Origin of the sequence: Novosphingobium mississippiense (genome assembly GCF_044029535.1) — a bacterium.
Classification (GTDB): domain Bacteria; phylum Pseudomonadota; class Alphaproteobacteria; order Sphingomonadales; family Sphingomonadaceae; genus Novosphingobium.
The window spans coordinates 2,240,929-2,260,085 of the sequence record NZ_CP147001.1; the positions used below are offsets into that span (position 1 = coordinate 2,240,929).

At 64.7% G+C, this 19,157-nt stretch carries 17 protein-coding genes; 11 read left to right on the forward strand and 6 right to left on the reverse strand.

Annotated elements, in window-relative coordinates; translation table 11 throughout:
- Positions 1-102: 102 nt before the first annotated feature.
- The gene (locus tag WBP06_RS10680) at positions 103-1,467 is read right to left on the reverse strand and encodes a glycoside hydrolase family 27 protein (RefSeq protein WP_395327304.1); all 1,365 of its coding nucleotides are present in this window, start codon (positions 1,465-1,467) and stop codon (positions 103-105) included.
- 130 nt (positions 1,468-1,597) lie between these two features.
- Between WBP06_RS10680 and greB the strand changes: the two genes are divergently transcribed.
- From greB to WBP06_RS10700, 4 genes are read left to right on the forward strand one after another with little or no spacing between them, the layout of a single operon-like run.
- Entirely contained in the window at positions 1,598-2,083 is a 486-nt protein-coding gene (greB, locus tag WBP06_RS10685) for a transcription elongation factor GreB (protein WP_395327306.1), read from the forward strand.
- A gap of 52 nt (positions 2,084-2,135) precedes the next feature.
- Positions 2,136-3,176 (forward strand): TauD/TfdA dioxygenase family protein, encoded by a 1,041-nt coding sequence (locus WBP06_RS10690; protein WP_395327308.1) that lies wholly within the window; start codon positions 2,136-2,138, stop codon positions 3,174-3,176.
- A gap of 42 nt (positions 3,177-3,218) precedes the next feature.
- Positions 3,219-3,758, forward strand: a complete 540-nt coding sequence (locus WBP06_RS10695) for a TPM domain-containing protein (protein ID WP_395327309.1) — start codon at positions 3,219-3,221, stop codon at positions 3,756-3,758.
- Between the two features lie 42 nt (positions 3,759-3,800).
- Entirely contained in the window at positions 3,801-4,313 is a 513-nt protein-coding gene (locus WBP06_RS10700) for a hypothetical protein (protein WP_395327311.1), read from the forward strand.
- 76 nt (positions 4,314-4,389) lie between these two features.
- Here WBP06_RS10700 and WBP06_RS10705 read toward each other — a convergent pair whose 3' ends face one another.
- Positions 4,390-5,070, reverse strand: coding sequence for an outer membrane protein (locus WBP06_RS10705; protein ID WP_395327313.1), 681 nt, complete (start codon positions 5,068-5,070; stop codon positions 4,390-4,392).
- A 288-nt stretch (positions 5,071-5,358) separates the two neighbouring features.
- Here WBP06_RS10705 and rlmN point away from each other — a divergent pair, with 288 nt between their 5' ends.
- A complete protein-coding gene (rlmN, locus tag WBP06_RS10710; RefSeq protein WP_395327314.1) occupies positions 5,359-6,678 on the forward strand; it encodes a 23S rRNA (adenine(2503)-C(2))-methyltransferase RlmN in 1,320 nt (439 codons plus the stop codon).
- A 116-nt stretch (positions 6,679-6,794) separates the two neighbouring features.
- Positions 6,795-7,757 (forward strand): formylglycine-generating enzyme family protein, encoded by a 963-nt coding sequence (locus WBP06_RS10715; RefSeq protein WP_395327315.1) that lies wholly within the window; start codon positions 6,795-6,797, stop codon positions 7,755-7,757.
- 111 nt (positions 7,758-7,868) lie between these two features.
- Here the strand turns inward: WBP06_RS10715 and WBP06_RS10720 are convergent, their stop codons facing one another.
- From WBP06_RS10720 to WBP06_RS10735, 4 genes are all read right to left on the reverse strand, one after another.
- The gene (locus WBP06_RS10720) at positions 7,869-8,609 is read right to left on the reverse strand and encodes a LuxR C-terminal-related transcriptional regulator (protein WP_395327317.1); all 741 of its coding nucleotides are present in this window, start codon (positions 8,607-8,609) and stop codon (positions 7,869-7,871) included.
- 1,011 nt (positions 8,610-9,620) lie between these two features.
- A complete protein-coding gene (locus WBP06_RS10725; protein ID WP_395327318.1) occupies positions 9,621-10,322 on the reverse strand; it encodes a PIG-L deacetylase family protein in 702 nt (233 codons plus the stop codon).
- Positions 10,323-10,324: 2 nt separating this feature from the next.
- Positions 10,325-11,242, reverse strand: a complete 918-nt coding sequence (locus tag WBP06_RS10730) for a methionyl-tRNA formyltransferase (RefSeq protein WP_395327319.1) — start codon at positions 11,240-11,242, stop codon at positions 10,325-10,327.
- Between the two features lie 9 nt (positions 11,243-11,251).
- Positions 11,252-12,520: a glycosyltransferase family 4 protein gene (locus WBP06_RS10735; protein ID WP_395327321.1), complete on the reverse strand. Its 1,269-nt coding sequence runs from the start codon at positions 12,518-12,520 to the stop codon at positions 11,252-11,254.
- A 407-nt stretch (positions 12,521-12,927) separates the two neighbouring features.
- Here WBP06_RS10735 and WBP06_RS10740 point away from each other — a divergent pair, with 407 nt between their 5' ends.
- From WBP06_RS10740 to WBP06_RS10760, 5 genes are all read left to right on the forward strand, one after another.
- The gene (locus WBP06_RS10740; protein ID WP_395327323.1) at positions 12,928-15,027 is read left to right on the forward strand and encodes a polysaccharide biosynthesis protein; all 2,100 of its coding nucleotides are present in this window, start codon (positions 12,928-12,930) and stop codon (positions 15,025-15,027) included.
- Positions 15,028-15,045: 18 nt separating this feature from the next.
- Positions 15,046-16,296 (forward strand): DegT/DnrJ/EryC1/StrS family aminotransferase, encoded by a 1,251-nt coding sequence (locus WBP06_RS10745; RefSeq protein ID WP_395327325.1) that lies wholly within the window; start codon positions 15,046-15,048, stop codon positions 16,294-16,296.
- Entirely contained in the window at positions 16,293-17,144 is an 852-nt protein-coding gene (locus tag WBP06_RS10750; protein ID WP_395327327.1) for a sulfotransferase family protein, read from the forward strand. The genes WBP06_RS10745 and WBP06_RS10750 overlap by 4 nt, the downstream gene beginning before the upstream one ends.
- 167 nt (positions 17,145-17,311) lie before the next feature.
- Positions 17,312-17,917: a polysaccharide biosynthesis/export family protein gene (locus tag WBP06_RS10755; RefSeq protein ID WP_395327328.1), complete on the forward strand. Its 606-nt coding sequence runs from the start codon at positions 17,312-17,314 to the stop codon at positions 17,915-17,917.
- A 4-nt stretch (positions 17,918-17,921) separates the two neighbouring features.
- Entirely contained in the window at positions 17,922-19,157 is a 1,236-nt protein-coding gene (locus tag WBP06_RS10760) for an outer membrane beta-barrel protein (protein WP_395327330.1), read from the forward strand.

Genomic DNA, 19,157 nt, shown 5'->3' on the forward strand with positions numbered 1-19,157 from the left:
GGCGGGGGCCCCGCTTCCTTTTTCCTGCCACCGCAAGAACAAGCGGGATCCCCGCCTTCGCGGGGATGACGGTATTGGGGAGCGAAGGTTCTGGCGTTCAGGTCAGGCCGGCTTGAGGCGATACAGTGCAGAGGCGTGCGAGCGCAGCTTGGCGGTCACGCGGCCCTCGCTCACGCCAAGGTCCTCGCCCTTCCACAGATCGCGCACGGTTGCGCGCTGCAGGCCAAGCTCACGCAAGGGCACGCTTACATCCAGCGGCATATCGCCGGTGTTGAACAGCGCGAGGTAGCGATCCTCGCTCCCCTCGGCCCGTGCCGACCAGACGCGGGTGTTGTCGGCCAGGAAATGCGGGCGGTTGCCGGTGCTGTGCTGGTTCACCGCCAGAACTTCCCGATTGGTGAGCAGCGCCATGGTCGCATCGTCGATGCCGCGCAAATCGCCGCCCATGATCAGCGGCGAGCGAGCGATGGACCACAATGTAATCAGCGTCTGCTGTTCGTCCGGCGTGAAGCGGCTGCTGCGCTCACCCAGCGCGATTCGGCCCAGCGGCAGCATGTCCGCATCGGGCCAGGAGCCCGGGTCCGCGAAGGGAGACCAGTTCTCCAGCCGCGTGAACTGCGCGTAGAGTTGCGGCCACTCGTCCCAGAAATCGTCCGAAATGCGCCACATCTGCGCGTGCTTGCGCACCTCTGCCCCGCGCGGCACCGGGGTTTCGCCGGGGGAGAGGCTGAGCACGATCGGACGGCCGCAACGGGCGATCGCCTTCGCGGCCGCCTCGATCTCCGGCGCGTGGGCGTCGTAGGGACGGCTCATGTCATCCATCTTCACGAAATCCACGCCCCACGAGGCATAGAGGCGGAAGATGCTGTCATAGTATTCCTGCGCGCCGGGCTTGGTCATGTCGACGCCGTACATGTCCGGGTTCCACGGGCAGATGCTGCTGGTGTCGGCAATGTCCTGCGCGCGATAGGGCGTGCCCAGGATCGGCAGGTTCTTCTCGACGGCCAACCGCGCGATGCCGCGCATGACGTGGATGCCGAACTTCATGCCCATCGCATGGACCTTGGCCGCCAGCGGCGCGAAGCCTTTTCCTCCCTTGGACGAAGGAAAGCGATTGGGCGCGGGCACCAGCCGTCCGTTCGCGTCCAGCGCCGGCACCGGATGGGCGTTGTAGGTGTAGCTGTTCGCCTCCGGCTCATACCACTGGATATCGACGGTGAAGACGTCGTAGCCGAAGGGCAGCAGTCGATCGCGCATGATCGCGGCGGTTTCCAGCGCCTGCGCCTCGGTAATGGTGCCGGCGAAGCTGTTCCACGAATTCCAGCCCATCGGCGGACGCGGCGCCAGCGTGGCGCCGGGCGCGGTCGGCAACATGCCGACGCCTTCGGCCGCAACGGCGCGCGCGGCAAGGCCGGCGAACGGCGTGGCGGCAGCGGCGATCAGCGCGGAACGGCGTGAGATGTCCATGATATCCTCGATCCCGAATGGTTTGCGCTCTTTTGTCGGACTAATTAACCCGATGCAAGGCCGTGGAGAAGCGCGCCTGCCCCTTTGCCACCCCTTGGCCCCGCCCGCGGCCCCGGATAAGGCTTTGGCGATGAAACCCGCAGGTCCCCCGATCACGCCGGCCGGCATGGCAAAATTGCGCGCCCGCTATGACCATCTGCTCGGCAAGGAACGGCCGGAGATCGTCGAGATCGTCTCCTGGGCAGCGGGCAATGGCGATCGGTCGGAAAACGGCGACTATCTCTATGGCCGCAAGCGCATGCGCGAGATCGACCGGGAACTGGCCTTCCTCGCCCGCCGCATGAAGGCACTGCGCGTGGTCGACCCGCGCGAGCAGACCGAGCGCGCCAAGGTCTTCTTCGGCGCCACCGTCACCATCGCGGACGAGGACGACAACCACAAGACCGTCACCATCGTCGGCGATGACGAGCAGGACGCCTCGAAGGGCCTGATCGGCTGGAGCGCCCCGATGACCCGCGCCCTGCGCGGCGCGGCGGTGGGCGACCTTCGCATGGTCCGCCTGCCTTCCGGCGAGAAGGAATGGGAAGTGATGGAAATCGCCTACCCGTCTGCCTGAGGCGGCAAGAGGACTAAAATCCCGTTGGCCTCTGCGCCAAGGCCATGTCACCATGCTCAGCAAGCTTAGGATCGCCCCGACACGCATCGGCGCGGCCAGAGAGGAGCAGGACATGGCTGGCATCGGCATTGAAAATCTTCGCGAAGATCTGAACTTCGGCGCGCGCGTCACGGGCGTGACGTTCGACGCGCTGAAGGACGAATCGATTCGCCGGCAATTGCGCGATCTGTTCGTGGAGCGCGGCGTCATCGTCTTCACCGACATGGAGCCCAGTTCGAAGATGCAGGTGGCGCTGAGCCGCGTGTTCGGCCCGCTGAAGGACCACCCCACCAAGACCACCAAGCGCGATGACGAGACCGGCGACGATGCCGAAGGCGTGATCGACATGCATTACAAGCCCAGCGACGAAGTGGCGCGCGGCGAAGGACTGGTGGAAATCGACGGCCAGATCCTCGCCCGATTTTCGCCCTGGCACTTCGACCACTGCTACAACGACGAGCTGAACTACGCGGGCGTACTGCGCGCGCCGGTCAATGCACCCGAAGGCGGCCGCACCGGCTTCATGGACGGCGTGGAACTCTACCGCCAGTTTCCCGAAGGCCTGCGCCGCCGGCTGGAGGGGCACAACGTGGTCTACACGCTCGACACCCGCCTCTCGACGATGAAGTACGGCGTAGATTTCACGCCGCTGACCGAACACAGCTCCACCCCGCAACTGCTGGCGGAGGCGGCACGCTTTCCGCGCGCCATGCACCCGGCGGTGTGGAAGCGGCAGACGGGGGAGAAAGTGCTGCACTTCGGCCCATGGATGGCCGTGGCACTGGAACATCACGAGGATGCCGAGGGCGACGCCCTGCTGGATGAGGCGGCGCAGGCGATCAACCGTCTGGGAACCGGCACCAGCGCCTATTGGCATGACTGGAAGCCTACCGACATGGTGATCTGGGACAACCATCGGATGCTCCACGCGGTGGAAGGCTGCGACGCCCGCTACGAACGCCGCACCCTGCGCACCACGATCAAAGGCGACTATGGCCTCGGCTATTTCGAGGACGGCAAGAAGATCGGCGAAGTCCTGCGCGAGATCGCCTGAACCGCTTGACGCAAACCAAGCCGCGCGGCCAGAACCCCGAACATGGGGGTTCGTCCGCTACTGATCGCGCTTTGCGGCGCCTCGTTCTTGTTCGCCGGCTGCAAGCAGCAGTCGGCCGCCACGCCTCTGGCCGAGGCGAGCGGTGCTGCCGAGTCTTCCACTCAGCCGGCAGGCGAGGCGCTGCGCCTTCAGGGCTATGTCAACGACGCCGCTGGCGTGCTTTCGCAAGAGGAAGAGAAGCGGCTTTCCGCCAGCCTCCGGCAACTTGAACGGGACACCGGCCATCAGATGGTCGTGGCCACCACGCCATCGCTCGGCGGCAAGGACATCTCAGCTTATTCGCTTGCCCTTGCCAGGCGCTGGGGGATCGGCCGCAAGGGGATCAATGACGGAGTGGTCATCCTGCTGGCTCCGGGCGAGCACAAAGCCCGCATCGAGGTGGGCTATGGGCTGGAGCGCACCCTGCCCGACCCACTTTGCCAGACCATCATGGAGCAGAACATGATCCCCGATTTCCGCACCGGCAAGTTCGGCGCGGGACTGGAGAAAGGCGTTGCGGCGCTTTCGAAGCATCTTCACTGACCGCTTCGCATCCGCCCGAAACCCTGCCATGAGCGCACCTCGATGAAACGCATATCCGGTCGCACATTCCGCCTCGTCGCCCTGCTCGCTATCGGCGTGGCCGGTGCCGTGCCGGCGCTCGCCCGCGAAAGTCTGGGGCTCTATGCCACCTGGGGCGCATTTCGCGATCCGGTGGTGCCGCGTTGCTATGCCATCGCCATGGCCGAACCCAACCAGTCCGCGCGCGAGTACCAGCCTTTTGCGGCCGTGGGCTCCTGGCCGCGCCGGGGTGCGCGTGGGCAGTTGCATTTCCGCCTCTCACGCCGGATGGCGCCGCAGTCCACGATAACTCTGAATGTTGGCGGCCAGCACTGGCAACTGACCGGCGGCGGCGGCGATGCCTGGGCGCGGAACGAGGGCGATAATGTCGCCATCGTCGCCGCCATGCGCTCCGCCCCGCGGATGACCGTCACTGCCACGGACCTCAAGGGCAACCGCTTCGTCAATGCGTGGCCACTGGCGGGTGCGGCCTCGGCGATGGATGCCGCGCTGATCGGCTGCGCGAAAGCCCAGTAGCCAGTCCATCCCGTGCCGGGGCGGACAAAAAGGGCGGGAGCCTCAGCCCCCGCCCTTCCCTTGCTTCAGGCGTTTATCAGAACCGTACGCCCACGCCCGCCATCACCTGATGGCGATCGAGGTCGAGGTCGAAGCGCTGGCCGTCCGGAATATCGTCCCGGTAATCGAGTTCGCCCTTCTCGTAGTTCGAATAGCGGTATTCCAGCTTCACGAAGGCATTGTTGCTGATCGCCTGCTCCACGCCGGCGCCGATCCGCCAGCCGTCGGCATCGAGGTCGGTCTTGGTATCGACCGTGCCCACCGCGTTGCGCACGTCGAACTTGGCGTTGGTGTAGCCGCCCTTCAGGTAGACCATCGTGGTCGGCGCGACGACATAGCCGACGCGCGCGCCGATATAGAGGTCACGGTTGGTCTTGACGTTGCCGATGCCGAAACCTTCGAAATCGCCATTGTCGAACTTGGTCTTGGCGGTGGACCACGTCACTTCCGCTTCCGGGCCGATGACGAAGTTGTTCATCCGCACATCGTAGCCCGCGCCCACGCCGAAGGCGAAGCCGTCGATCGACTGATCGTTGTCGATATTGGAATCGTCGTCGACGCTGCTGCCGGCCTTGGTCACGTCATAACCGGCCAGTGCTTCGACGTGGAAACCGTCGAACGGCTGCGCGGGCGCCGAATCCTGCGCGAAGGCCGGGGCCGAAACGAGTGCCGAAACCATTGCGACGCCGGTACCGAGGCAGAGAAGAGCCTTCTTCATGTGTTCACTCCAAACCTTGTTCTTGAGCAGGTCTCGCCTGCCGGGACTGGTCAAATGCCTGTCGCAAAGGCTCGGTTTCCCTGAACCTAACATAACGAAATCATTGATGTTTTTCGGCAACACTGTTGCGATGGCCGGAGCCTGTGACAGGCTGGTCGGGAGGAACCTGAGGCCGCTCGCGAGTGTTCGCGTACGCACGGGCCCAGGCGGGCACGCACCCGCGTCGCGCGGATCATGATGCAGCCATCTTCCGCTTTTGCCCCGAATGCACTATATGGCGCGCCAATCATGACAGACACCATTACCAGCTCTGCCGGGGCCGGCCCGATGCCGATCCCCGGGCACATCGATCCCGTTCCGGTGCCACGCCCCGGCATCGTCGAAGGCGTGACCCCGCGCGAAGACGGCCGCGTGGACCTGATCGGCCTGCCCAAGAAGCGCATCGCCGAACTGTTCGAAGGCGCCGGGCTTGACGCCAAGGCCGCCAAGCTGCGCGCCAAGCAGGTCTATCACTGGCTTTACCATCGCGGCGTCACCGAGTTCGAGGCGATGACCGATATCGCCAAGACCATGCGCCCCTGGCTGACCGAACGCTTCGTGATCGGTCGCCCGGAAATCGTGGAGGCCCAGCACTCCAGCGACGGCACCCGCAAGTGGCTGCTGCGCACCGCCGACGCGCACGATTTCGAGATGGTGTTCATCCCGGACGCCGATCGCGGCACGCTTTGCGTATCCTCGCAAGTCGGTTGCACGCTCAACTGCCGCTTCTGCCACACCGGCACGATGCGCCTCGTCCGCAACCTGACGGTGGGCGAGATCGTCGGCCAGGTCATGCTGGCGCGCGACGCGCTGGGCGAATGGCCCAAGGGCCGCATGGACTTCGCGTTCTCCAGCGGCGTGGACGGTGCCGAGAACGGTGCCGACGCCGATGAGGACGAAGGTGGTTACTCCGCCGACGGACGCCTGCTGACCAACATCGTGATGATGGGCATGGGCGAACCGCTCTACAATTTCGACGCCGTGCGCGATGCGCTGAAGCTGGTCATGGACGGTGACGGTCTGGCCCTTTCGAAGCGCCGCATCACGCTCTCCACCTCGGGCGTGATCCCGCAGATGGCCCGCTGTGGCGAGGAAATCGGCGTGAACCTGGCCGTCTCGCTCCACGCGGTGACCAAGGACGTGCGTGACGAAATCGTACCGATCAACAAGAAGTACGGGATCGAGGATCTGCTCCAGGCCTGTGCCGACTATCCGGGTGCTTCCAACGCACGCCGCATCACCTTCGAGTACGTGATGCTGAAGGACAAGAACGACAGCGACGACGATGCGCGCGAACTGGTTCGGCTGCTGAAGCAGTTCAACCTACCCGCCAAGGTCAACCTGATCCCGTTCAACCCTTGGCCGGGCGCGCAATACGAATGCTCGACGCCGGAACGGATCCGCTCGTTCTCGGACATCGTGTTCAAGGGCGGCATTTCCGCCCCGGTGCGCACGCCGCGCGGGCGCGACATCGATGCGGCTTGCGGACAGTTGAAGACTGCTGCGGAGAAGAAGAGCCGCGCCGAACTGGAGCGGCTCTACGCCGAGAAGGAAGTGGCGCTCGGCTAAGTTCGGCCCGGGTAAAAGCCTGACCTCGTCCTTCGTTTAGGGCCGCAAAGAAAATACGCATTTGGCGTAGGTTCGCTGCGGCCCTAAGCATTACGGGATCTGAGGAAAGGACCGTGATGACCGAGACCTTGAGTGGCCACAGCGACAATCTGATCGGCATGGTCCATGTGCCCGGCGGCACTTTCACGATGGGGTCCGAGCGTTTCTACCCTGAGGAAGCGCCGCTTCGCCGGGTTTCGGTCGATGCCTTCTGGATCGACGAAACCCCGGTCACCAACCGCCAGTTCGCCCGCTTCGTGGAGGAAACCGGCTACGTCACCGTGGCCGAAATCGCGCCCGATCCGAAGGACTATCCCGGGATGCCGCCAGAGATGGCGCAGCCCGGATCACTGGTGTTCCACAAGACCTCGACACCGGTGGACACTTCCAATCCCGGCAACTGGTGGCGCTTCGATTTCGGCAGTTCATGGCGCCATCCCCACGGCCCCGGCAGCGATCTGGACGAGCTGGAGCTTTGGGATCATCCGGTGGTGCAGATCAGCCATGCCGATGCCGAAGCCTATGCCACGTGGGCGGGCAAGGACCTGCCGACCGAGGCCGAGTGGGAATTCGCCGCGCGCGGGGGACTGGAAGGCGCGGAATTCGCCTGGGGCGACGAACTGGCGCCCGGTGGACAGATGCTCGCCAATTACTGGCAGGGCCTGTTTCCTTTCGCCAACCTGTGCCTTGACGGATGGGAACGCACATCGCCCGTGCGCAGCTTCCCCGCCAACGGCTATGGCCTTTACGACATGATCGGCAATACCTGGGAATGGACGCGCGACTGGTGGTCCGAAAAGCCCGAGGTGAAGAAGGGTGGCGGATCGTGCTGCGCGCTGAGCAATCCGAAGGGCGGCAGACTGAAGGACAGCTTCGATCCCGCGCAGCCGCAAGTGCGCATTGGCCGCAAGGTCATCAAGGGCGGATCGCACCTCTGCGCGGAAAACTACTGCCAGCGCTATCGCCCCGCCGCGCGCCATCCCGAAATGATCGATACCGCCACGAGCCACATCGGCTTTCGCTGCGTGGTCCGGCGCTGAAGGCGGTGCCGGCGATTTCGGCTTCGGCGGATTGAACCTCTTCTGAAATATGTCGGCGCGGCAGGTACGTCCTACCGCGCCGATAAGCCCCGATAGAGCCCCCTGCTGCGTTTAGCGTGCGAAAGCCAGAGTGGCCGGCCGCGCGATTTCCTCGACAGCGGGAACGTAGTCGGCCGCTTCCCGGAACTCGCCGCCCTGGGTGACGAGGCCCTGGTTCACCGCCCAGATCGCCGCTTGAGTACGGTTCTGGACCATGAGCTTGCGCAGGATTGCCTTGACGTGGACCTTCACGGTGGCCTCGCTGATATCCAGCCGATAGGCGATCACCTTGTTCGGATACCCCATTACCAGGCAACGCAGCGTATCGATCTCACGATCGGAGAGCAGTTCGCTGAGTTGGACCTGCACGTCGGCCTGACCCTCGGCAATTGCCTGCTTCTGCGGAAGGTGCTGCAGCAGTGCGCTGGGCAGGACCTTTTCGCCCTGATTGACCAGTCGCAGCGATTCGATCAGCGGTTCGGCGCCGATTTCCTTCAGCAGATAGGCGTGAGCGCCCAACTGGAAGGCATCGACCATCTGACCGAATTCGAACTCGTCGGCCAAAAGGACCGCACGCATGTAGGGGTGGCGATCCTTCAGCGTGGACAGGCAGCCCAGCAGATCGTCGCAATGACCCATGTCGAAAATGGTCAGTCCCAGATTCGCGCCGGCACTTTCGGCCAGCAGTTCGTCACAATCCCTGTAGAAGCGGCTGCAACGAAACTCGCACTTGTCGAGGATCTTGCAGATCCCCTCACGAACCAGCGAATTGAATCCCACAATGGAGACACATACTTCATCAAACTGCGCCATCGTCTTTCTCTCCTGAATCCTGGAAATACGGACGACCCAATGTATGCTTGTTTATTGCGACGGCTTTCAGCCGCCAACACTCGTGCAGGGGGGAGACACGAACGGGCAGAACGCCCGGCGTAGCCGGAAGAAGACGTAATAGACATTCGGTGGATAGCCAGACGGAACTGGCGCCCCCCTCCAATGCCCCTTCATACCCCACAGCATTAGGTGCATTCCCTTAGAACATATCCGGGAGTTCAAGTCGAGAGGTGACGAAGCCCCAGAAATCGACAATGCCGGATTGGGACACAACATAAAAACTGGGCTCGATCAGCGGTTTAGTTAGTCATTTCGAGATTTTCACGGTCACTAACGCTTGAAATCGTGCAGTTTTCGGGGCACCTCTACCTCGAAATAGGTATATGGACGCAAAAACAGTTTTGCATCATAGGTTTACGCTTGTTTGTGCAATTGCGCACACAAGCCAAGCGGGTTAGATTGCTGCCCAATTGTGGCTTTTCGGCAACCATTCGCGCCACTCCGTGCATCGGACGCCTTGAATTTCCGAAAGCGAATCGATCTTTCGGACGGTGCCTGCGTGCCCATATGAACGCCGCTGCGGGCCGCGATTCGAATAAAATTGCTATGATTTCGTGGGTTACGCCTGCTTCTCGGAATCGCCGCGATCGGATCCACGGGTACACTCGCTGCGGAGGCATTCGAGCCATCGGGGTCTTGCGGGGCGTTGCTGCCCCCGGCGAGAGGAGCGAACATGGGGCATTGCCCCCAGGAACCGGCACCCGCCCTATCAGCTAACCGACTGAAATTTTTGCTGCAATGCACCATCTCGAGTGTGCGTCGCAACATCCACGGGCCTGCCCCCAAATCGACATGACCACCCGCCGATCGGCCCGCGACTGGACCCAGCCGACAAGTATTCGCCGATTTTTTTAAATGAAGATTTGAGTAATGGCACGTTCTTCATAAACGCGCCCTACCCCGCCCGGACGATGCCCTGCGGGCGCGTGGTCAGCGCTCGATCATGCGCACCAGCATGAACGCTTCCGCCGCTTCGGCAAACACACTTGAACCGCGCAACAGGGCCAGTGCCTCGATCGTGGTGATCGAACGTTCGTCCGGGAATGCCTTCACCTGACTTTCGAACATGGCGAAAGCTTCCAGCTTGCGCGCCAGCGTACCGGCTATGTCGATATGGACGTTGGGCACGAAGGCCGGCGTCATCGGCGCGGCATACCAGTTGGTTTCCGACAGCGTCTCGTAACAGAGGATGCGCGAAGGCACCCGCCGGTCGCGCGGCCGTGCGGCCACCATGGCGGCCAGGAAGGCCAATTGGTGATCGGCATGGATGTCGCCCAGAAACGGCAGGAACAGCGTATCGGGTCGCACTTCCCGCACCAGCTGGCCGACCGCGCCATTCAGGTCCGCTGCTGCCAGCGTGTCCAGCGCGGCTGCCGGCAAGCCCAGCATGTGCACCTGGCTGACGCCCAAGTGCGCATGGGCCCGCCGCATCTCCGCCTGGACTTGCGCCACGGACTCCTCGCTGAACTGGGGCGGGCGACCGCTGGTGACAACGGCCACCTGCACGTCCAGCCCCTCCTCCGCCATGCGCGCCATGGTGCCCCCGCAGCCGAGCACTTCGTCGTCCGGGTGCGGCGCGATGACCAGCACTTTGCCGTAATGCTGCAGGCCCGTGCCCGCGCGCGTGGCCATCGCTATCCCTCCAGAATCGCGTGCAGCGCCGGACTGGTGCCCTCGATCTCCCAATCGACGAGATCCAGCAGCCCATCGCCCGTCTGCACGGTCAGCACGCGGCCCTGCCGCGCGACGATCTGGCCCGGCAGCGCATGGTGCCGCTCGGCCCCGGCCACCGGCCGGGTGGCCCAGACGGTGATGCGGCGATCACCCTGCCGGGTGAAGGCGCCGGGATAGGGCCGGCCCACCGCACGCACCAGACGATCGATCTCGACGGCAGGCCGGCGCCAGTCGATCGCGCCATCGGCAGGCGTGCGCCGGGTGGCCCAGGTGGCGTAGCGTTCGTCCTGCACGGTGCGCGGCTGCTCTCCCGCTGCCAGCTTCGGCAGCACGTCGCGCAGCATCAGGCGCAACGCGTCCATATGCTTGTCGTAAAGCCCCTGCGCCGTCTCATCCCGCGCGACATGGAAATAGCGCTGGGCCAGGATGTCGCCATCATCGGTACCCGCGCCGATCCAGAACAGGCTGGAGGCGGAGATCGGCTCATCCAGCAGGATCGTCCAGGGAATCGCCGCTCGCCCGCGCAGGCGCGGCAGCGGTGCCGGATGATATCCGATGGATCCCTTTGCACCGATGCCCAGAAAGTCCGGCCCGCACAGCTGCGACCAGCCGACCACGAAGACGTAGTCCGGCTTGGCCGCGCGAATGAGCAGCAAGGTTTCGGGATCGTTGGTGCGTGCCACCGCCGCCATCCGCGCCCCGGCCCGCGCCGCATGGGGCCGCAGGTCGACAAGGTCCGAATGCCGCTTGAACAGTTCTTCGGGCAGAGACACCACCAGCGGCAGTTCCCAGCCCGCGGCGGCGGCAAGTTCCTCCACCAGCACGGCGGTACTGCCCACCGCGCCGACAACGACTGCCCGCAAGGCGCCTGTGGTCATGCCCACTCCTCAGCCCGCGGCCACGTGCGTGCCGCCGGGCGCCTTGGTGGCAGGCCCGGAGGTCGACGATGGGGTGGCGCGTGCACCCGATCCGATTTCGGCCTCGATATCCCCGGCGGACCGGCCGGGCACTGCATCGGACCGGATCCACGGCTCCCTCAGCAGATCCATCTCGTCCAGAAGCTGCTGGTTCACCTTGCGCACGTCATAGACTTTCTCCGCCAGATCGCGGGAGCGCGTGCCCATGCGGGCGACGAGTTCGGGATTGTCGATGAAGCGCTGCATCGCCGCGCGCAGGCTGCCGGCATCGCGCGGCGCGACAAGGAAGCCGTTCTCCCCCTCGATAATGGGATCGCGACAGCCGGGCATGTCGGTGGTGATCACCGGGCGACCCGTGGCCATCGCCTCCAGGATCGTGCGCGGCAACCCCTCGCGATAGTAGGAGGGCAGCACGAAGACCGAGCAACTGGCCAGATAGGGCCGCACGTCCGACGTGCCCGGAATGAACTGCACCGGATACTGGCGCGAGAGGCGCGCGCATTCGACTTCGTCGATACCCGTAGGATTGGCGTGTTCGTAGTGGCCCAGGATGCAGAATTCGATGTCCGGATGATCCCGGCGGATCACGGCGGCGGCCTCCAGAAATTCGTGGATGCCCTTGTCGCGCATCAGCCGCCCGACCAGCAGAAACCGCATCCGCCCGCGCGGCAACGGTGCCAGCGTGAAACGATCCAGATCGACGCCGGACCCCGGCACCCGCACCACGTTGTGCCGGTCGTTGACGATGCCAAGGTCGATCATGTCCTGCCGGTCGTCGGCATTGAACACGAAGACCCCGCGCGAACGGCGCACCGCCTCTCGATAGAGCCGCGCCACCGAACCGCGCAGCAGGCGGCGATGGGCGCTTGCCTCGCTGAACACGTATCCCAGGCCGGACATCATCGCGAAAAAGCGCGGCACGCACATCAGCCGTGCGGCGATGCCGCCGTAGATGATCGGCTTTTGGGTGTAGGCCAGCACCAGATCCGGCTTTTCCGCGACCATCAGCCGCGTGTAGGCCGCCAGCAGCGCCACGTCCTTGAACAGGCTGGTGCCGGTGCGATCCATCGGGACGATGCGGAAGCCGACCCCCCAATTCGCAAGGTCCGCCTCCACCGCCGCATTGCCATCCGGCGCGACGGCCACGACGTGGTGCCCGTTGGCCTTCAGATCGCGCAGCAACGCCCCCCGGAAATTGGTGAGCGAATAGGCGAGACTGGACAGGACAAGAACTTTCATGACGTCTTCAAGCCCCCCTGAGGTGACTGATCAGTATGAAACGCAAGGCCATTTTGCCGGCCATTCCGAATGCCCCGATCGATCCCCACGATCGCCCCAATGATGGGCGCGACCGGGCCGGCCGCAAAGCGCCTAATCGGCTTATAGCCCTTAGAGATGAGTTCCGGCGATTTAGGGGGGAGATACACCCAGCCCGGCAGAACCATTTGGAACCTGCTGGATGCCCGCAAGTCGAACTCACCCCCTATTCCTGAGATTTACGGCAATTCCGGCTGATGACTTCATGAATACATGCGCAGCCCCGGGTTCACCGGTAGACAATCGGAACCTGCGAGCCGGTCCGGCATGGCCTTTCCCGTCGACGCCGCTTCGCCACGAGAAACACGAGACACTCGAGAGCCGATGCCATGAATCAAACCGTCGCAGGAAGTACTGCCTCGAAACTGACCGGTGGATCGGCGAACACGTTCCTGCGCGTGCGCAAGCTGGGATCCAGCAACCCGCGCTCGCGTTCGTCCATCGCCCAGTTCAGCCTGCGCCGCACGTTCCGCAACATGGTGCTGATGCTGTTGGACTTCACGATTCTGGTATCGACCCTGGCACTGGCCTTCACCTTCATCGGCCGCACCGGATTTCCCAAGTCCGACGGGCATCTGGCCGCCGTGCTGGCCTTTGCGGCGCTAGTGATCGGCTGCTTCTACACGACCGGCCTTTATCGGCGCAGCTGGCGCTATTTCAGCTTCTCGCACGCGATGCAGTTGGCGCTGCTGACGATTCCCGCTTTCGGCCTTGGCTGGGCAGCGATCCTGCTGGTGCCCGGCGTGCAGGCGGAGCGGCCGCAACTGGCCGCAATCGCGCTGGCGCAGTGGCTGTTCGCGATCACCGCGCTGCTGGCGGCGCGCGGATCGCGGCGTGCCCTGCGCGAAAAGCTGTCCCAGACCGCCAAGTCCATGCCCGCCACCGCGCAGGGCCGCGACTTGCGCCGGGCCATTCTGGTCGGCTCCCCCGATTGGGCACTGTCGATCATCGATGTGCTGAAGCGCGAATCGACGCCCACGCTTTCCGTCGTCGGCATCCTGCTGCCCGCCGCGAACGACACCCTGCTGCAGATCGCCAAGGTGCCCGTGCTGGGCACGCACGAGGATCTGGCCCATGCGGTGGACGAACTGGAGCTGCAGGGCCGCCGCCCCTCCCTGGTGATCGCCTGCGACGACGGCACGGACCTTTCCAACCGAGAGATGGCACGGCTGACCTCCCGCTCCCGCCAGATGGGGCTGGAACTGTCGCGCATCCGCGACGGCTGGAGCCACATCCTGCAGCGCGGCCACGGCGCCGCGCCGGACGAGCTATCGGTCAAGGACCTGCTGGGCCGCAGCGAATTCACGCTGGAGGGGGAGCAGATCACCAGCCAGATCAGCGGCAAGTGCGTGCTGGTGACGGGTGCCGGTGGCACCATCGGCGGCGAACTGTGCTGGCAGCTGGCCAGCTTCCGCCCGTCGCGCCTGGTCCTGCTGGAACATAGTGAATTTCACCTTTACGCCATCGAGATGAAACTGCGCGAGCAGTTCCCCGATCTCGACGTACAGCCGGAGCTTTGCAACATCCGCGAGCGTGACGACGTGCGCCGCGTGTTCGAAAAGCACCGGCCGACGATCGTCTACCACGCCGCCGCGCTGAAGCATGTGCCGATCGTGGAAACCAACCCCTGCGCCGGGGTGCACACCAATATCATCGGCACCCGCATCGTGGCCGACGCGGTATGCGAATTCTCCGTGAAAGCGATGGTCCAGGTCTCCACCGACAAAGCGGTGAACCCGGTGGGCATGATGGGCGCGACCAAGCGCGTGGGCGAACTCTATGCGCAGGCGCTGGACATGTGCGGCGTGGACGACAGCGAGGCACCGCGTTTCATGACCGTGCGCTTCGGCAACGTGCTGGGATCCAGCGGATCGATCGTGCCGCTGTTCCACCGCCAGCTGCGCGAAGGCCGCCCGCTCACCGTAACCCATCCGGATATCGAACGCTTCTTCATGACCGTGCGTGAGGCAGTGCAGCTGATCCTGCAAAGCAGTTCGGCCGCGCTCGCCCAGAACACCCGGCGCGGCACGATCTTCGTGCTCGACATGGGCAAGCCGGTGCGCATCGTCGACCTCGCCTACCGGATGATCCGCCTCTACGGCCTCCAGCCCGAGATCGACGTGCCGGTGGAATTCGTGGGCCTGCGCCCGGGCGAGAAGCTGTTCGAGGAACTGTTCGACATCTGCGAGGAGCAGCTGGCTTCGGGCATCAAGGGCATCTTCGAGGCGCAGTCGAAGCCGATCCCCCTGCCCTTCATCTCCCGCTCGATCGACCGGCTCGCCCGCGCGGTGGAGCTGGGCGACCACGTGGAGGCGCGCCGCATCACCCACACGCTGGTCAAGGTACCCAGCGGCAGCGCCGGTTTCGAACTGATCCAGAACGAGGCGATGACCGGCCCGCGCGGCTCCGGCGAACCCGTAAAAGCCTGATATTCCGAGGGAGGCATCATGAGTTTGGCCGATACCGGCGCCGCAACCGGCGTCTTTGCGGCGACGCACATCGACGTTCACGAACGCGATCAGGCCGCCCCGCTGCGCAGCCTCTGGCCCTGTCATGAGCCGGACGAGATCGAGGCGGTGGCCGCGGTGCTGCGTTCGGGCAAGGTCAACGCGCTGGTCCATGGCGAACACAACCGCGCCTTCGCTGCCGAGTTCGCCCACTATGTCGACGAAGCCGCACCGCCGGAAGCGCTCTGCATCGCCAACGGCACGCTGACGCTGGAAGTGGCCCTGCGTGCGCTGGGCGTGGGGCCCGGCGACGAGGTGATCGTGCCGGCCCGCAGCTTCTTCGCCACCGCCAGTTGCGTGCTGGCGGTAGGTGCTCTGCCGGTCTTCGCCGATATCGATCCGGTCACCCAGAACATCGATCCCGCTTCGGTCGAACGCATGATCGGCCCGGCCACGCGGGCGGTGATCTGCGTCCATCTGGCCGGCTGGCCCTGTGACATGGACGCGCTGGGGGCGCTCTGCACCCGTCACGACCTGAAGCTGATCGAGGATTGCGCACAGGCCCACGGCGCGGCGTGGCGCGGGCAGCGGGTGGGATCGTTCGGCGATGCCGCCTCCTTCTCGTTCTGCACGGACAAGATCATGTCCACCGGTGGCGAAGGCGGACTTCTGCTGTTTCGCAACCATCGGGCCTGGGAACGCGGCTGGGCGATCAAGGATCACGGCAAGGACTATCGCAAGGTGACCGAAGGCGGTGGCACACCCGGCGCGTTCCGCCATATCCACGATCACCTCGGCTCCAACTATCGCATGACCGAGATGCAGGCCGCCTTGGGTCGCCGGCAGCTTGGGAAACTGCCGCTCTGGCTGGCCGCCCGTGCCCGCAATGCCCGGTTCCTGTGCGATGCGCTGGCCGGCGTGCCGGGCCTGCTGCTGCCGGAACTACCCGAACATGGCCGTCATGCGTGGTACAAGTTCTACGTGCAATTCACCGATGACGTGGCGAACCGGCGAGACCGGGTGCTGCAGCGAATGCTCGCGATGGGCCTTCCCGCCGCCACCGGATCCTGCCCGGACATGAGCCGCGAAGCCGCACTGGAAGGTCTGCCAATCCGCCGCGACGGCACGCTGGAACACGCCGTGCGATTGGGCCGGCGCACGCTGATGTTCCCGGTGGACCATACGCTGGACGAAGAGGCGATGGCCCGTATCGCCAATGGCCTGCGCACCGCAATCGCGGAGGAATCATGATCGACCGCACCTGGCGCCCGCAATTCATCGTCATCGGCGCGGTCAAGGCGGCCACCACCTGGATCCAGGCCCGCCTTGTCGAGAACCCGGCGATCTTCATGCCCCCGCCCGAACCGCACTATTTCAGCAGCGAGTTCGAACGGGGCGAGGAATGGTATCGTGCCTTCTTCCAGGATCGCCCCGGCGCGGCCCATTTGATCGGCGAAAAATCGGCGGACTACCTGGCCCATCCGCTCGCCGCGCGCCGCATTGCCGCCACCTTGCCCGACGTGAAGCTGGTGCTGCAGCTGCGCAATCCGGTGGAACGCGCCTATTCCGACTACAAGATGCTCTACCGCCGCGGCACCGTGAAAGGCCCGCCGGAGGACTACCTGACCACGCCGGACAATCCCTTTGCGCGATTCCTGGAAGATGGCCTCTATGCCCGGCATCTGGCACGCTGGTTCGATCTGTTTCCGCGCGAACAGATGCTGATCTACCTCTACGACGACGTGATCACCCATCCGCACGCCATCATCGAGGCGGTCTCCCGCCATATCGGGGCCGAACCGGTCTTCGAGGCAGACCGTACCGCGCGCGAGAACAACAGCCGATCGGCGCTTCTGCCGCTGCCGCTGCGCAAGGCGCTGGCCCCGCTGAAAAGCAGCGTGCGGCCGCTGCGTGGCAATCCGGTGTTCGAAAGCATGCGATCGCTGCTGGCGCGCGAAGTCGCCTATCCTCCGCTTCCCCCGGCCCTGCGCGAAAGGATGCGCGACTTCTATTCGCGCGACATCGAAAGTCTGGAGGCCATGTCCGGGCTGGATCTGGCGCGCTGGAAATCGCCCACCCGCGCCGTACCCGCCGCCTGAGCCATGGATGCCAGCCATCCGGGCAGCTACCGGCATCCTCCTAGTGGCCTTTGCCTAGCCCTTAATAACCAAGGAAATTCGGCGTATCTTCCGTAATCTTGAGGCGATGATTCCTGGATCGGGCCTGAGGGAGGACCGATCGTTCCAAGGTTGTCGGGGAGCGTATCATGGCAACACTTCGCAGTCGTCCGCGTTCGTGGCAGGCCCTCGTGGCGGTTCCGTTGGTCTGCTGTCTGGTTCCGGTATCGATGCTGGGCGGCTGTTCGTCGCCCACGGCGTCGATGCCCACGCTCGCATCCACTCCGGCAGGTCCCTACCGGGTGGGTGCGGGCGACAAGCTGCACATCGTGGTGCAGGATCTTGACGCCGCCAATGGCGACTACACGGTGGAGGACACCGGCGCGATCTCGCTACCTTACGTCAAGCAGATCAATGTCGCCGGGATGACCTACCGCGAGATCGAACAGGGCATCACCGCCGCGCTGCTGCAGCAAGGCATCATGAGCGGCAGCCCGGTGGTCAACGTCGGCGCCGTGGAACTGCGGCCCTTCTACGTCACCGGCGAAGTCAACAAGCCCGGCCAGTTCGCCTATCGCCAGGGGATGACGGTGCTTTCCGCGCTGTCGGCCGCCGGCGGCTACACCTACCGCGCCAAGACCGGCGAAGTGGCGATCACCCGCACGGTCGACGGCAAGGAAATGACCGCCAAGGCGGTGGAGACCACGCCGGTACTGCCGGGCGATACCATCCGCGTCTACGAACGCTGGTTCTAGGCGCGTGAACCACCGCACGCTTGCGCTCGCCGTCCCGGTGCCACTGCTGCTGGCCGCGCCGCAGCACGCCTGGGCCCAGTCCAACCAGATCGGCTCCACCGCGCCGGCGGTCTATCCGAACGACAAGGACTATCGCGCGCTGCCGCTTCACCTCGGCTCGCTGGATGTCACGCTGGGCGGTGAGGCCAGCACGCTTTACGACAGCAACATCTATGCCGCGCCCAGCAATGCGCGGGACGATGTGCGTTTCGACATTTCGCCCAGGCTGGGCATCAAGACGGCCCCGGCCCCGGTGACCTTCGAACTCAACGCCAGCGGCACGATCCGCCGCTTCGTCACCCATACCACCGAAAATGCCGAAGCCTGGCTGGTGGATGGCGATGTGAACTGGCAGACCGGGCAGAATTCCAGCCTTTCCGCCAGCGTCTTTTCGCGGCGCGCGATCGAGGATCGTTCCGATCCGGAAGCCCGGCGCAATCCCGATGCCGGACCGCGCCTGATCAACAGCCTGGGCGGCGTGATTGCGTACCACCGCGTCGCCACGCGAACGCTGCTGGACGTGCAGGCGGACGTAACGAAGTTCAACGCGCTTTCCAGCATCGATGCGGACCGCGATTTCAGCGCCTATGCCGGGCAGGCCACCTTCGGCCTGCGAGTGACCGGCCGCGCCTATGCCACGGCAACCGCCTTCGTCGCCCGCCGCGAGTTCCGTCTGGAATACACGCTGAGCGGAGACAAGCGCAACACCACGACCTTCGGCGGGCGCCTGGGCATCAATGTCCAGCCGGGCGGCGTGTTGGAAGGCGGCCTTTCGGTGGGCGTGTTCCGCCACGATCCGGACGAGCCGACAACGCCCGGCCACACCGGCCTGTCGGTGGCGGGAAACCTTACCTATCACCCGTCCCGCCGCACGGCGATCCTGCTGGATGCCTTCAATGGCGACGTCGCGACCTTCCGCGTGGGCGCCACGCAGCGCACCGACACGATCACTAAGCTGAGCGTCCAGCAGGAAATCCGCCACAACCTCTATGCCACCGTCTCGGCCGGATATCGCAAGACCAAATACACCGGCTCCGGCATTCGAGAGGAGACATGGACGGGCGGGGGCGAGGTGGAATACCTGTTCAACCGCAACATGTCGGTCGCGGCCACGGCCAGCTACGGCTCGCGCAGCAGCGACAGTTCCATATTGAAGTTCGACCGTTTCCGCGGCGGCGTTGCCCTGCGACTGCGGTTCTGA